A 12,759-nucleotide genomic window follows, 5' to 3' on the forward strand; every position below is an offset into this window, starting at 1 on the left:
AAACAAGAGACCCGAATATGCCCGTACCCGATCCGTTCCGCGAAGGCATGGCCCGTGGCTGGAAAACCCACAACGGCTCGCAACTGACCCAGGACCTGACCCTCGAAGCGGACGTGGCGATCATCGGCAGCGGCGCGGGCGGCGGCACCACCGCTGAAATCCTCAGCGCCGCCGGCTACAAGGTGCTGTTGATCGAAGAAGGTCCGCTCAAGACCAGCAGCGACTTCAAGATGCTTGAAGACCAGGCCTACACCAGCCTCTATCAAGAAGGCATCGGCCGCATGAGCAAGGACGGCGCAATCACCATCCTTCAAGGCCGTGCGGTGGGCGGCACCACGCTGATCAACTGGACCTCGAGTTTCCGCACGCCGGAGCCGACGCTCGAACACTGGGCCAGGGAGCACAACGTCAAAGGCCACAGCCCGGCCGAGATGGCGCCATGGTTCGAGAAAATGGAGCAACGTCTGGGCGTCGCACCCTGGATGGTCCCGCCGAACGCCAACAACGACGTGATTCGCAAAGGCTGCGAGCAGCTCGGCTACAGCTGGCACGTGATCCCGCGCAACGTGCGCGGCTGCTGGAACCTTGGCTACTGCGGCATGGGCTGCCCGACCAACGCCAAGCAATCGATGATGGTCACAACGATTCCGGCGACCCTGGAAAAGGGTGGCGAGCTGCTTTACCTGGCCCGCGCCGAGAAACTGATGATCAAGGACGGCAAGGTCACCGGCCTGCAATGCGTGGCGATGGATGATCGCTGCGTCGCGCCCACGGGCAAGACAATCACGGTCATGGCGCGACATTACGTGCTGGCCGGCGGCGGCATCAACAGCCCCGCGTTGCTGTTGCGTTCCGACGCGCCCGATCCGCACAAACGTCTGGGCAAGCGCACCTTCCTGCATTTAGTGAACATGTCCGCCGGGCTGTTCGACGAGGTGATCAACCCGTTCTACGGCGCGCCGCAGTCGATCTATTCCGACCATTTCCAATGGAAGGACGGCACCACCGGCCCGATGGCCTACAAACTCGAAGTGCCGCCCCTGCACCCGGCGCTGGCGGCCACATTGCTCGGCGGTTTTGGCCAGGAAAGCGCCCGACACATGGAAAACCTGCCGCATACCCACGCCATGCTGGCGTTGCTGCGCGATGGCTTTCACCCGGACAGTCCCGGTGGCAGCGTCGAATTGCGCGGCGACAACACGCCAGTGCTCGATTATCAGGTTTCACCCTACGCCTGGGACGGTTTGCGCCGCGCCTTCCACAGCATGGCCGAGATCCAGTTCGCCGGCGGCGCCAACGCCGTGATGCCGATGCACGCCGATGCGCGCTATGTGAAAACCCTGGCCGAGGCGCGCACGCTGATCGACGGCCTGAGCCTTGAGTTGTATCGCACACGCTTGGGCAGTGCCCATGTGATGGGCGGTTGCGCCATGGGCGAAGACCCGAAAAACGCCGTGACCGACAGCCTCGGCCGGCATCATCAGCTCAGCAACCTGTCGATCCACGACGGCTCGCTGTTCCCCACCAGCATTGGCGCAAACCCGCAATTGTCGGTCTACGGGCTGACGGCGCAACTGGCGACTTCGTTGGCCGAACGTTTGAAAAACCCATGAAAAGAGCGAATATTCCTATCGTCTATAGTGCTTTCTTACCCAACAGGCGACTTGGCCGACCGGGAAGGCTGCGATACCATCCGACTCCCCAACGGACTCCCGCCAGGACGACGCGATGAACCGAGTGTTGTACCCAGGTACCTTCGACCCTATTACCAAGGGCCATGGCGATCTGGTCGAACGCGCCGCGCGCCTGTTCGATCATGTGATCATCGCCGTCGCCGCCAGCCCGAAAAAAAACCCGTTGTTTCCCCTGGAACAGCGTGTGGAGCTGGCCCGCGAGGTCACTAAACATCTGCCGAACGTTGAAGTCGTCGGCTTTTCGACGCTGTTGGCGCATTTCGCCAAAGAGAAGAATGCCAACGTGTTCCTGCGTGGTTTGCGCGCGGTCTCGGACTTCGAATACGAATTTCAGCTGGCCAACATGAACCGTCAGTTGGCGCCGGATGTGGAAAGTCTGTTTCTTACACCGTCCGAGCGCTATTCGTTCATTTCCTCGACGCTGGTCCGTGAAATCGCGGCGTTGGGCGGCGATATCACCAAGTTCGTCCACCCCGCGGTGGCGGATGCCCTGACACTTCGATTTAAAAAATAACGCCAGACCTGTAGGAGCCGGCTTGCTGGCGATAGGACCGCTGCGATGTCTCAGACTGACCGCGGTGTTGCTATCGCCAGCAAGCCGGCTCCTACAGAACGTCGCGCCCGCGTGCACTGCGCTCTCCAATGCGGCACAATTGCGCATTGGTTTTTAGCGCCCGGGCCTGCCGCCCCGGCTGGAGTTAGCATGTCCCTGATCATCACCGACGATTGCATCAACTGCGACGTCTGCGAACCCGAGTGCCCGAACGCCGCCATTTCCCAGGGCGAAGAGATCTACGTGATCGACCCGAACCTGTGCACCCAGTGTGTCGGCCACTACGACGAACCTCAGTGCCAGCAGGTGTGCCCGGTGGATTGCATTCCACTGGACGAAGCGCATCCGGAGACTGAAGAGCAGTTGATGGAGAAGTACCGGAAGATTACCGGTAAGGCGTGAGCCATGAGGCGTCTGTGAGGACGCCTTCGCGGGCAAGCCTCGCTCCTACAGGATTTACACGATCCTTGTAGGAGCGAGGCTTGCCCGCGAAGCTTTTAGGCTTCACTCCCGCTGCTCAAACCCCTCCCCAATACATCCCAGACACCTCACGAACGCCGCTTTCGCCGGGTCGACCACCAACGCCTGTCCCGCGTCGCCGACATTGCCGCCCAGCGCGGTAAACGGCAACGACACCACAAACGCCCCCGCGCCAATCACCGTTGCCACGACCAGCAAGGGTCGGGCAATCAGCAAGTCGCCGAGCATGGCGTACGCCGGGGGATTCTGGATGGTGTAGCGCGGGTCACCGCTGCCGGTATTTGCTGCCAGTGCTGGTGCACCGGCACTCAGCAGCCATACGACGGCAAGGGTTCGGAACAGGTTCATGGCACGGTCCTTCGACTAGGCAGTGAGAACACTGACTATAGACCGCAGGAATATCAGCTCTGGCAGCGCGGGCAAAAGACGCTGGCGCGCTGCCCGAGTTTGACTTCCCGCAGCTCTGTTCCGCAGACCTTGCACGGCTGACTGCCACGGCCGTACACGAACAATTCCTGCTGGAAATAACCGGGCTGACCGTCGCCGCCGATAAAGTCGCGCAACGTCGTACCGCCGCGCTCGATGGCAGCGGCCAGGATGCGTTTGATCTCGATCGCCAATTTCAAATAGCGCGCCCGGGAAATGCTCTTGGCCTCACGGCGTGGGTCGATACCGGCCGCAAACAGCGCTTCGGTCGCGTAGATATTGCCCACGCCGACCACCACGGCGTTGTCCATGATGAACGGTTTGACCGCCATCGAACGCCCGCGAGACTGCTGGAACAAGCGCTCGCCGTCGAACAGGTCGGTCAACGGTTCCGGCCCCAGGCGAATCAGCAATTCATGGTTGAGCGGATCGAGGCTCCAGAGCATCGCGCCGAACCGTCGCGGGTCCGTGTAGCGCAGGGCCAGGCCCGATTCCAGCTCGATATCCACATGCTCATGCTTGGCGGCCGGCAGGCCGACTTCCACCAGGCGCAGATTGCCCGACATGCCCAAGTGGCTGATCAGCGTGCCGACTTCGGCGTTGATCAGCAGGTACTTGGCGCGCCGCTCAACCAGCACGATACGCTGGCCGGAGAGCCGCACATCCAGGTCTTCAGGGATCGGCCAGCGCAGGCGACGGTCACGCACGATCACCCGGCTGACGCGCTGGCCTTCCAGGTACGGCGCAATACCGCGGCGGGTGGTTTCGACTTCCGGCAGTTCAGGCATGGTGCTCTCGAATCAGGCTCTGACGGCACTCAGCGGTGAGTGCCGAGGTCGCGAATCGTTTGTTTGAGGGTTTCGAAGTCGTAGTCCGAGAGGCCCACGTAATCGAGTACCAGCGGCGCGATGGTGTTCCATTCATGGTCCTCGTTCTGGTTGCCCAGTACCCGGTAAGACGCACAAATGTGCTCGGCCATTTTCAGGATCGCCAACAGGTTTTTCAGCTGGCTGTTGCGCGAAGACTCATCGCTGAAAATCGCCAGCGCATTGTGGTGATTGGCGATCGCCGTGCTCACATGCTCCGGCAGGCGCCAGGATTTGGCCGTGTAATAACCCACCACCGCATGGTTGGTATTGAACACCCTATTTTCCGTGTCCACCACGCGGCATTCGGCACTGGCGCTGGCGTAGGCTTCTTCCAGCGTGGTCATGTAGTCCGGGAAGCGTTGCAGCATCAGCGGCACGCCGCAGTCGTGGAACAGGCCCAGGGCGTACGCTTCATCGCCGGCCTGGACGCCGATGCGCTTGGCCAGGGTCAGGCAGGTCATCGCCACATCTTGAGCGGTGTCCCAGAAACGATTCAGGGTAACGATGGTGTCATCGTTCATTTCCCCCTTGATCGACTGCGCGTTGATCAGGTTGATGATCGAACGGCTGCCCAGCAGGTTCACCGCGCGCTGGATCGAGGCGATCTTGTTGCTCAAGCCGTAATACGGCGAGTTGACGATTTTCAGGAGGGCACCAGAGAGGCCCGGGTCCTGGGAGATCAGCTTGGCGATCACTTCCAGATCCGGGTCGGGCATGTACTGTTCCATCTGCAGATCCACCATGATCTGCGGCTGGGCCGGCACGCTGATGCCTTGCAGGGACTGTTGGATCTGTTCGGTGGTCAGCTCTTGGGACATAAGTACACACTCTGGGACAGGCGCCGATTCTAACCTTTATAAAGTTGGATCCGACACACCGGCGGGCAACATCGGCCAAAGTTTCATTTCCGTGGAGCATTTGAGATCGCCTTCGCGGGCAAGCCTCGCTCCTACATTTGGAATGCGTCCCCCTGTAGGAGCGAGGCTTGCCCGCGAAGGCGTCACCAGCGTTTCATCGCCCACCCGGCCCGCCACCACCCTCAACACGCTATACTCCCGCTCTTTTTTCCGGAGCGACGTCATGTCCCTGCCTAGCCTGCGCCTCAAAGCCAACGCCGACCGTCGCCTGCGAAACGGCCACTTGTGGGTCTACAGCAACGAAATCGACGTGGCCGCCACCCCGTTGCACGGCTTCAAGGCCGGCGACCAGGCGATCCTCGAAGCTGCCGGCGGCAAGCTGCTGGGCATCGTTGCCATGAGCCCGAACAACCTGATCTGCGCCCGTCTGCTATCGCGCGACGTCAAGTTGCCGCTGGACAAGTCGCTGCTGGTGCATCGCTTGAACGTCGCTCTGTCCCTGCGCGATCGCCTGTTCGACAAGCCGTTCTATCGTCTGGTCTACGGCGATTCCGACCTGCTGCCAGGCCTGGTAGTCGACCGTTTCGGCGACATCCTCGTGGTGCAGATCGCTTCGGCAACCATGGAAGCGCATAAAGACGACGTGATCGCGGCGTTGACCCAAGTGCTCAAGCCAAGCGGCATTCTGTTCAAGAACGACTCCGCCGCCCGCGACGCCGAAGGCCTCAACCGCTACGTCGAAACCGTGTTCGGCCTGGTGCCGGAGTGGGTTGCGCTGGAAGAGAACGGCGTGAAGTTCGAAGCGCCGGTCATCCAGGGCCAGAAAACCGGCTGGTTCTACGACCACCGCATGAACCGCGCACGCCTGGCCCCGTACGCCAAAGGCAAACGCGTCCTCGACCTGTACAGCTACATCGGCGGTTGGGGCGTGCAAGCCGCAGCATTCGGCGCCAGTGAAGTGTTCTGCGTCGACGCGTCGGCCTTCGCCCTCGACGGCGTCGAGCGCAACGCCGCGCTGAACGGTTTCGCTGAAAAAATAACCTGCCTCGAAGGCGACGTCTTCGAAGCGCTGAAAGAACTGAAAGCCAGCGAAGAACGCTTCGACGTGATCGTGGCCGACCCGCCGGCGTTCATCAAGCGCAAGAAAGACATGAAAAACGGCGAAGGCGCTTACCGTCGCCTGAACGAGCAAGCCATGCGCCTGCTCAGCAAGGACGGCATCCTGGTCAGCGCTTCGTGCTCGATGCACCTGCCGGAAGATGACCTGCAGAACATCCTGCTGACCAGCGCCCGTCACCTGGATCGCAACATCCAGATGCTGGAACGTGGCGGTCAGGGTCCGGATCATCCGGTACACCCGGCGATTGCTGAAACCCGCTACATCAAGAGCATCACCTGCCGGTTGCTGCCAAACAGCTAACACCAGAGAACCACAGTAGGAGCGAGCCCTGCTCGCGATGGTCGTCAACGATGATGCTGGCTGCCTGACACCCCGCGTAGCCTGTTCGTTTTTCGCGAGCAGGCTCGCTCCTACAACGGTCTGAGAACAGTCCCACACCTCCTGCATTGACTTCCCTATTCATCAAGTCGACTCTCGGCTACCCCTCACGGATCGAGAGCGTTGTTGATGAACCCTTCCCCGCATACCGCGAAAAAATCGCCGCTCGTCCTGCTTTTGATGACGATGACGCTACTGGGTGTTTTCCCGCTGGACGTCGTGCTCCCGTCCTTTCCCGCGCTCTCTGATTACTTCCTGACCTCAGCGTCCGACATAGTGTTATCCGTCAGCCTGTTCGCCATTGGCCTTGGGCTATCCGTGGTGCTGGTCGGACCGCTGTCGGACTTGTGGGGGCGCAAAACCCTTTTGCTGACTGGCATCGCCATCTCGATCGTCGGTGCAACGGGTTGCCTGGTTTCCAGCGAATACGGCTGGTTCCTGGTGTTTCGTGTCATTCAGGCTGTGGGTTGCGGGTCCTTTGTGCTGTCACAGGCACTGATTCAGGATCTGTTCGTCGGCAAGGAACAGGAACGGATGAGGATCTGGATGACCACCGGCGGCGGCGTGTTCATTTCCATATCGCCGCTGCTTGGCACCTGGTTGCAGATGCATCTGGACTGGCAGGGCAGCTTCTATGTCTTTATCGCGCTGGCGGTCTTCGTCTGGATAAGGGCTGGCGTGCTCCTCAAGGAAACCCCGCGCAGTCGCAATGCCGCGCCCGGTCACTTTTTCAGTGCCTACTGGCGGCTATGCGCGGATTTTCGCTTCATGGGTTACTGGTTGATTTCGGCCCTGGCCTTCGCCTGCCATTTTTCATTCATCGTCATGTCGCCGATCATTTTCATGGAGCGCCTGGCACTCACACCCTACGAATTCGCCTGGACATTGTTGCTGTATGGCGTGGCTTATGTGTTCGGCGGGATAGTCGCCAGCGCATTGCATCGGCGTCTGCCGGCCAATTCACAGATAGTGATCGGCCTCGGCCTGATCGCATTGTCGGGGCTGGTCATGCTGTGGCTGGCAAATCAGTTCGGGCTGACGGCCGCTGCGGTGCTGATCCCCATGCTCATCTGCACGGCCGGCACCACCATTGCCCGGCCTATCGCCAATTCCAAAGCCATGACCCTCTATCCACAGGATGCCGGTACGTCCTCCTCGGTCGGCGGCGTGATGATCTTCATGTGCGGCGGCGTGATCAGCGTGATGATCAATCTCGCGTCCGAAGACCTCACCACGGCGCTCGCCTTGTGTTTCCTGATCCTTAGCGTCGCGGGCCTGGGTTTGAACGCGCTGATCATGCAGCGCAATCTGGCACTGAACGCGAGTTGATTTACGCCGGTCGTCATCCGGCGCACGCCACCGGCGCCGGATCAGCGCTTCCCGGCATTCCCTCCAGCCGCCAGCCGTGTAGAATCGCGACATTCATCGCCAGTCATCCCCCGGCGGGTTTATGAGCTCAAGCTGAAGCGCGCGGCGATCCCGCAAAGTTATCGGCAACTTCCGGACACACGGCCATTTCTGAGTGTTCCAGACGTCAATAGAAGCTCACTTCCCTTTTGATACCTGATTAGCCGCCCGGAGTGCTTCATGCCTGATTACCGCTCGAAAACATCCACCCACGGCCGCAACATGGCCGGTGCCCGCGCATTGTGGCGCGCCACGGGGATGAAAGATGACGACTTCAAAAAGCCGATCATCGCCATTGCCAACTCGTTCACCCAGTTCGTACCGGGCCACGTCCACCTCAAGGACCTGGGCCAACTGGTCGCCCGCGAAATCGAACGCGCCGGCGGTGTAGCGAAAGAATTCAATACCATCGCCGTGGATGACGGCATCGCCATGGGCCACGACGGCATGCTGTATTCGCTGCCGAGCCGCGAGATCATCGCCGACTCCGTCGAGTACATGGTCAACGCCCACTGCGCCGACGCCATCGTCTGCATCTCGAACTGCGACAAGATCACCCCAGGCATGCTGATGGCCGCCCTGCGCCTGAACATCCCGGTGATCTTCGTCTCCGGCGGCCCGATGGAAGCCGGCAAGACCAAACTGGCCAGCCACGGTCTCGACCTCGTCGACGCCATGGTGATCGCCGCCGACTCCAGCGCTTCTGACGAGAAGGTTGCCGAGTACGAGCGCAGCGCCTGCCCGACTTGCGGTTCGTGCTCCGGCATGTTCACCGCCAACTCGATGAACTGCCTGGTTGAAGCGTTGGGGCTGGCCTTGCCGGGCAACGGTTCGACCCTGGCCACCCACAGCGACCGCGAGCAACTGTTCCTGCAGGCCGGCCGCACCATCGTCGAGCTGTGCAAGCGTTACTACGGCGAGAACGACGAGTCGGTATTGCCGCGCAACATCGCCAACTTCAAGGCGTTCGAAAACGCCATGACCCTGGACATCGCCATGGGCGGTTCCACCAACACCATCCTGCACTTGCTGGCCGCCGCCCAGGAAGCCGAGATCGATTTCGACCTGCGCGACATCGACCGTCTTTCCCGTCACGTGCCGCAACTGTGCAAAGTCGCGCCGAACATCCAGAAGTACCACATGGAAGACGTGCACCGCGCCGGCGGGATCTTCAGCATCCTCGGTTCGCTGGCCCGTGGCGGCCTGCTGCACACCGACCTGCCGACCGTGCACAGCAAGACCCTGGCCGAAGGCATTGCCAAGTGGGACATCACCCAGACCGACGACGAAGCGGTACATCACTTCTTCAAGGCCGGTCCAGCGGGCATCCCGACGCAAACCGCGTTCAGCCAGTCGACCCGTTGGGAAACCCTGGACGACGACCGTGAAAACGGCTGCATCCGCAGTGTCGAACACGCCTACTCGAAAGAAGGCGGCCTGGCCGTTCTCTACGGCAACATCGCGCTGGACGGCTGCGTAGTGAAAACCGCGGGCGTCGACGAGTCGATCCACGTGTTCGAAGGCAACGCAAAAATCTTCGAAAGCCAGGACAGCGCCGTGCGCGGCATCCTCGCGGACGAAGTGAAGGCCGGCGACATCGTGATCATCCGTTACGAAGGCCCGAAAGGCGGCCCGGGCATGCAGGAAATGCTGTACCCGACGTCGTACCTGAAATCCAAAGGCCTGGGCAAAGCCTGCGCCCTGCTCACCGACGGCCGTTTCTCCGGCGGCACTTCGGGCCTGTCCATCGGCCACGCTTCGCCGGAAGCCGCTGCCGGTGGCGCGATTGGTCTGGTGCAGGACGGCGACAAAGTGCTGATCGACATTCCGAACCGCTCGATCAACCTGTTGGTCAGCGATGAAGAACTGGCCGGCCGCCGTGCCGAGCAGGATCAGAAAGGCTGGAAGCCGGTGGAGAAACGTCCACGTAAAGTGACCACCGCACTGAAAGCCTACGCCCTGCTGGCGACCAGCGCCGACAAGGGTGCTGTGCGTAACAAGGCGATGCTTGACGGGCTGTAAGCGTCAGTCGCAGAAATAAAAATGCCCCGCCAAGTGCGGGGCATTTTTTTGCCAATCGTTTGATCTGCGTTATACGCAAATCCCTGTAGGAGCCGGCTTGCTGGCGATAGCGGTGTGTCAGCCGACCAATTTTTCGTCTGAAAAACCGCCATCGCCAGCAAGCCGGCTCCTACAGTTGATCGGTGTTGCGGTTACTGAATTTCCGCCGGCGTCACGATCACCCAGTTCTTGTCCGCCGTCACCGGCAACCCTTCCTTGGCTTGGGCCGCAGCGTGCTTGGCCATCATGCCGTTAATCTGGGTCATGTATTTGTCCTTGCGGTTGACCCACAAGTGGATGCCGCCCTTGGCCACGTCAACATCGTGGAACAGCATGTAACCGTCGCTGCTCGGGGTGTCGCCGCCGACCAGTACCGGTTTTTTCCATTCATCGATGTAGGTCAGGATCGCCGCGTGTTTACCGGCCATCCAGGTCGCCGGGGTCCACAGGTACGGGGTCAGTTCCAGGCCCAGGTTGGCCTTCTCGTCATACTTGCCAGCGGTGATCTGCTTGCGGGCCGTGGTCAACTCGCCGGACTTTTGATCCTTGAGCAGCAGGCTCACGCCGATCACGTTTTGCGGTTTGACGTTGTAGCCGTACTTCGGATCGGAGGCGACCATGCGCACCAGCTCTTCAGAAGCAGCGGTCATCACGTAGACCTCGATGCCGTTCTCCATCAGCTTGTTGTACAGCTCGGTTTGACCGGTGAAGACTTTCGGCGGGTTGACGTCGAGCTTCTTGACCACATCGCCTTCGTAATAAGTGGCCGGCACCGGTTTGCCGGACGCCATCAATTCGTCGACATAACCTTTGAGCTCTTGCAGGGTGAAACCGGAGAACACTTGGGCGACCCATGGGTAGCAAACCATGTCGTCGAGTTCGCAGAGGCGGTAGTAGTAGCTGAACAGGCTTTCCTTATGGTCGGCGGTGTCCTTGAACGGAATCAGTTTCAGGGAGGGATCGAGTTTCTCGCGGGTGATCAGGCCCTTGTTTTCCATGAACGGCAGCAGCGATTCTTCGAGGTCATAGCGGTAACTGGTGTTGTCCATGTCGAACACCGCGTAGTTACCTTTGTTGGCGTTGGCCGCGATCATCGCATCCAGTGCCTTGGCCTGATCGGCTGGCCAGTGCTTCAAATCCGTAGCGAAGGCCTGGCCGGCGAGGCCAATGCACAGTGCAGCGAGCAGAAATTTCGGTGCGAACTTCATCGATAGATCTCCCTGATTTAAAGACATCGACGCTAACAAATAAGTGTGACAGTCCCCGTCTGTCAGCGACGGCCAACGCACCTATCGCGCCAGCTGCATTCCTGTAAGCGACACCCGCTTATTCCAAAAACGACAGTCATCAGACTTTTTTGATATTAATTCATTGAAAATCAAGCTGTTAGGCTTGCCGGTTCGCAGCTGCCCCGGAAGGCAGTTGGCACATGTCTAATGGGAGTTCCAATGAATCTGCCGCTGATTCTCAATCTGCTGGTGTTCCTCGCCCTGCTCGTCGCACTGGCGCAAACCCGTCACACGACGTGGAGCCTGGCGAAAAAAGTCCTGCTCGCCCTGGTGTTGGGCGTGGTGTTCGGTGTCGCCTTGCACACCGTTTACGGTGCCGGCAACCCGGTGCTGAAAGCCTCGATCGGCTGGTTCGATCTGGTGGGCAACGGTTACGTGCAGTTGCTGCAAATGATCGTGATCCCGCTGGTGTTCGCCTCGATCCTCAGCGCCGTGGCCCGTCTGCACAACGCTTCGTCGCTGGGCAAAATCAGTTTCCTGACCATCGGCACGCTGCTGTTCACCACCGCTATCGCGGCGCTGATCGGTATCGGTTTGACCAACCTGTTCGGCCTGACCGCCGAAGGCCTGGTCGCCGGCACACAGGAAATGGCCCGCCTGCAAACCATTCAGACCGACTACGCAGGCAAGGTCGCAGACCTGAATGTGCCGCAGCTGCTGCTGTCGTTCATCCCGCAAAACCCGTTCGCCGATCTGGCGCGCGCCAAGCCGACATCGATCATCAGCGTGGTGATATTCGCCGCGTTCCTCGGGGTCGCCGCGCTGCAACTGCTGAAGGATGACGTCGAAAAAGGTCAGAAAGTGATCAACGCCATCGACACCCTGCAAGCCTGGGTGATGCGTCTGGTGCGTCTGGTGATGAAGCTGACTCCGTACGGCGTACTGGCGCTGATGACCAAAGTGGTCGCCGGTTCCAACCTGCAAGACATCATCAAGCTCGGCAGTTTTGTCGTGGTGTCCTACATCGGCCTGGGCCTGATGTTTGTAGTCCATGGCGTGCTGGTGTCGGTGGCCGGGATCAACCCGCTGCGGTTCTTCCGCAAGATCTGGCCGGTGCTGACGTTTGCTTTCACCAGCCGCTCCAGTGCGGCGACGATTCCGCTGAGCATCGAAGCTCAGACCAGCCGTCTGGGCATTCCGCAATCCATCGCCAGTTTCGCCGCTTCGTTCGGCGCGACCATTGGCCAGAACGGCTGTGCGGGATTGTATCCGGCGATGTTGGCAGTGATGGTTGCGCCGACCGTGGGCATCAACCCGCTCGACCCGCTGTGGATCGCGACGCTGGTGGCGATTGTGACCTTGAGTTCGGCCGGTGTGGCCGGCGTGGGCGGTGGTGCGACGTTCGCGGCGCTGATCGTGCTGCCGGCGATGGGCTTGCCGGTTTCACTGGTGGCGTTGCTGATTTCGGTTGAGCCGCTGATTGATATGGGGCGTACGGCGTTGAACGTGAGTGGTTCGATCACGGCCGGGGCGATTACCAGCCAGATCATGCAGCAGACCGATAAAGCGCTGCTGGATGCGGATGAGCATGCGGAGTTGGCTCACGCATAAGTTCTTTAGCGCCTGATCTGGCCTCATCGCCAGCAGGCTAGCTCCCACAGGGATTTTGGGTGTTCACACAATCT

At 60.4% G+C, this 12,759-nt stretch carries 11 protein-coding genes; 7 read left to right on the forward strand and 4 right to left on the reverse strand.

Annotated elements, in window-relative coordinates; all coding sequences use genetic code 11:
• The first annotated feature begins 17 nt into the window (after window positions 1-17).
• The 3 genes from KGA82_RS06620 (at window position 18) to KGA82_RS06630 (ending at window position 2,649) form a co-directional block, all read left to right on the forward strand.
• Window positions 18-1,613: a GMC family oxidoreductase gene (locus KGA82_RS06620; RefSeq protein ID WP_223449989.1), complete on the forward strand. Its 1,596-nt coding sequence runs from the start codon at window positions 18-20 to the stop codon at window positions 1,611-1,613.
• A gap of 115 nt (window positions 1,614-1,728) precedes the next feature.
• Entirely contained in the window at window positions 1,729-2,208 is a 480-nt protein-coding gene (coaD, locus tag KGA82_RS06625) for a pantetheine-phosphate adenylyltransferase (protein ID WP_003177462.1), read from the forward strand.
• 189 nt (window positions 2,209-2,397) lie between these two features.
• Entirely contained in the window at window positions 2,398-2,649 is a 252-nt protein-coding gene (locus tag KGA82_RS06630) for a YfhL family 4Fe-4S dicluster ferredoxin (protein ID WP_003195146.1), read from the forward strand.
• Between the two features lie 102 nt (window positions 2,650-2,751).
• On the opposite strand, the gene KGA82_RS06635 is transcribed toward KGA82_RS06630, so the two are convergent.
• The 3 genes from KGA82_RS06635 to KGA82_RS06645 are packed head-to-tail and all read right to left on the reverse strand — an operon-like array spanning window position 2,752 to window position 4,786.
• Window positions 2,752-3,075: a hypothetical protein gene (locus KGA82_RS06635; protein ID WP_008026125.1), complete on the reverse strand. Its 324-nt coding sequence runs from the start codon at window positions 3,073-3,075 to the stop codon at window positions 2,752-2,754.
• Window positions 3,076-3,128: 53 nt separating this feature from the next.
• Window positions 3,129-3,941, reverse strand: a complete 813-nt coding sequence (mutM, locus tag KGA82_RS06640) for a bifunctional DNA-formamidopyrimidine glycosylase/DNA-(apurinic or apyrimidinic site) lyase (RefSeq protein WP_008026119.1) — start codon at window positions 3,939-3,941, stop codon at window positions 3,129-3,131.
• 29 nt (window positions 3,942-3,970) lie between these two features.
• On the reverse strand, window positions 3,971-4,786 hold the full coding sequence (locus KGA82_RS06645) for an HDOD domain-containing protein (RefSeq protein ID WP_192227639.1): 816 nt from the start codon (window positions 4,784-4,786) through the stop codon (window positions 3,971-3,973).
• 316 nt (window positions 4,787-5,102) lie between these two features.
• On the opposite strand from KGA82_RS06645, the gene KGA82_RS06650 reads away from it, so the two are divergent.
• From KGA82_RS06650 to ilvD, 3 genes are all read left to right on the forward strand, one after another.
• On the forward strand, window positions 5,103-6,299 hold the full coding sequence (locus KGA82_RS06650; protein WP_008026111.1) for a class I SAM-dependent rRNA methyltransferase: 1,197 nt from the start codon (window positions 5,103-5,105) through the stop codon (window positions 6,297-6,299).
• Window positions 6,300-6,506: 207 nt separating this feature from the next.
• Window positions 6,507-7,706 (forward strand): MFS transporter, encoded by a 1,200-nt coding sequence (locus KGA82_RS06660; RefSeq protein ID WP_223449990.1) that lies wholly within the window; start codon window positions 6,507-6,509, stop codon window positions 7,704-7,706.
• Window positions 7,707-7,964: 258 nt separating this feature from the next.
• Entirely contained in the window at window positions 7,965-9,806 is a 1,842-nt protein-coding gene (ilvD, locus tag KGA82_RS06665; RefSeq protein ID WP_008040782.1) for a dihydroxy-acid dehydratase, read from the forward strand.
• Window positions 9,807-9,997: 191 nt separating this feature from the next.
• Here the strand turns inward: ilvD and KGA82_RS06670 are convergent, their stop codons facing one another.
• The gene (locus KGA82_RS06670) at window positions 9,998-11,053 is read right to left on the reverse strand and encodes a hypothetical protein (protein ID WP_008026105.1); all 1,056 of its coding nucleotides are present in this window, start codon (window positions 11,051-11,053) and stop codon (window positions 9,998-10,000) included.
• A gap of 240 nt (window positions 11,054-11,293) precedes the next feature.
• Between KGA82_RS06670 and KGA82_RS06675 the strand changes: the two genes are divergently transcribed.
• Window positions 11,294-12,685, forward strand: coding sequence for an L-cystine transporter (locus tag KGA82_RS06675; RefSeq protein ID WP_223449991.1), 1,392 nt, complete (start codon window positions 11,294-11,296; stop codon window positions 12,683-12,685).
• The last annotated feature ends 74 nt before the right edge of the window (window positions 12,686-12,759 follow it).

This window comes from Pseudomonas sp. BF-RE-22 (assembly GCF_019956155.1).
Taxonomy (GTDB): domain Bacteria; phylum Pseudomonadota; class Gammaproteobacteria; order Pseudomonadales; family Pseudomonadaceae; genus Aquipseudomonas; species Aquipseudomonas migulae.

What these genes read in the sequence shown, in the direction of transcription:
- KGA82_RS06620 (WP_223449989.1), top strand. Translation starts at nt 18, where the DNA reads ATGCCCGTACCCGATCCGTTCCGCGAAGGCATGGCCCGTGGCTGGAAA.
- coaD (WP_003177462.1), top strand. Translation starts at nt 1,729, where the DNA reads ATGAACCGAGTGTTGTACCCAGGTACCTTCGACCCTATTACCAAGGGC.
- KGA82_RS06630 (WP_003195146.1), top strand. Translation starts at nt 2,398, where the DNA reads ATGTCCCTGATCATCACCGACGATTGCATCAACTGCGACGTCTGCGAA.
- KGA82_RS06635 (WP_008026125.1), bottom strand. Translation starts at nt 3,075, where the DNA reads ATGAACCTGTTCCGAACCCTTGCCGTCGTATGGCTGCTGAGTGCCGGT.
- mutM (WP_008026119.1), bottom strand. Translation starts at nt 3,941, where the DNA reads ATGCCTGAACTGCCGGAAGTCGAAACCACCCGCCGCGGTATTGCGCCG.
- KGA82_RS06650 (WP_008026111.1), top strand. Translation starts at nt 5,103, where the DNA reads ATGTCCCTGCCTAGCCTGCGCCTCAAAGCCAACGCCGACCGTCGCCTG.
- KGA82_RS06660 (WP_223449990.1), top strand. Translation starts at nt 6,507, where the DNA reads ATGAACCCTTCCCCGCATACCGCGAAAAAATCGCCGCTCGTCCTGCTT.
- ilvD (WP_008040782.1), top strand. Translation starts at nt 7,965, where the DNA reads ATGCCTGATTACCGCTCGAAAACATCCACCCACGGCCGCAACATGGCC.
- KGA82_RS06670 (WP_008026105.1), bottom strand. Translation starts at nt 11,053, where the DNA reads ATGAAGTTCGCACCGAAATTTCTGCTCGCTGCACTGTGCATTGGCCTC.
- KGA82_RS06675 (WP_223449991.1), top strand. Translation starts at nt 11,294, where the DNA reads ATGAATCTGCCGCTGATTCTCAATCTGCTGGTGTTCCTCGCCCTGCTC.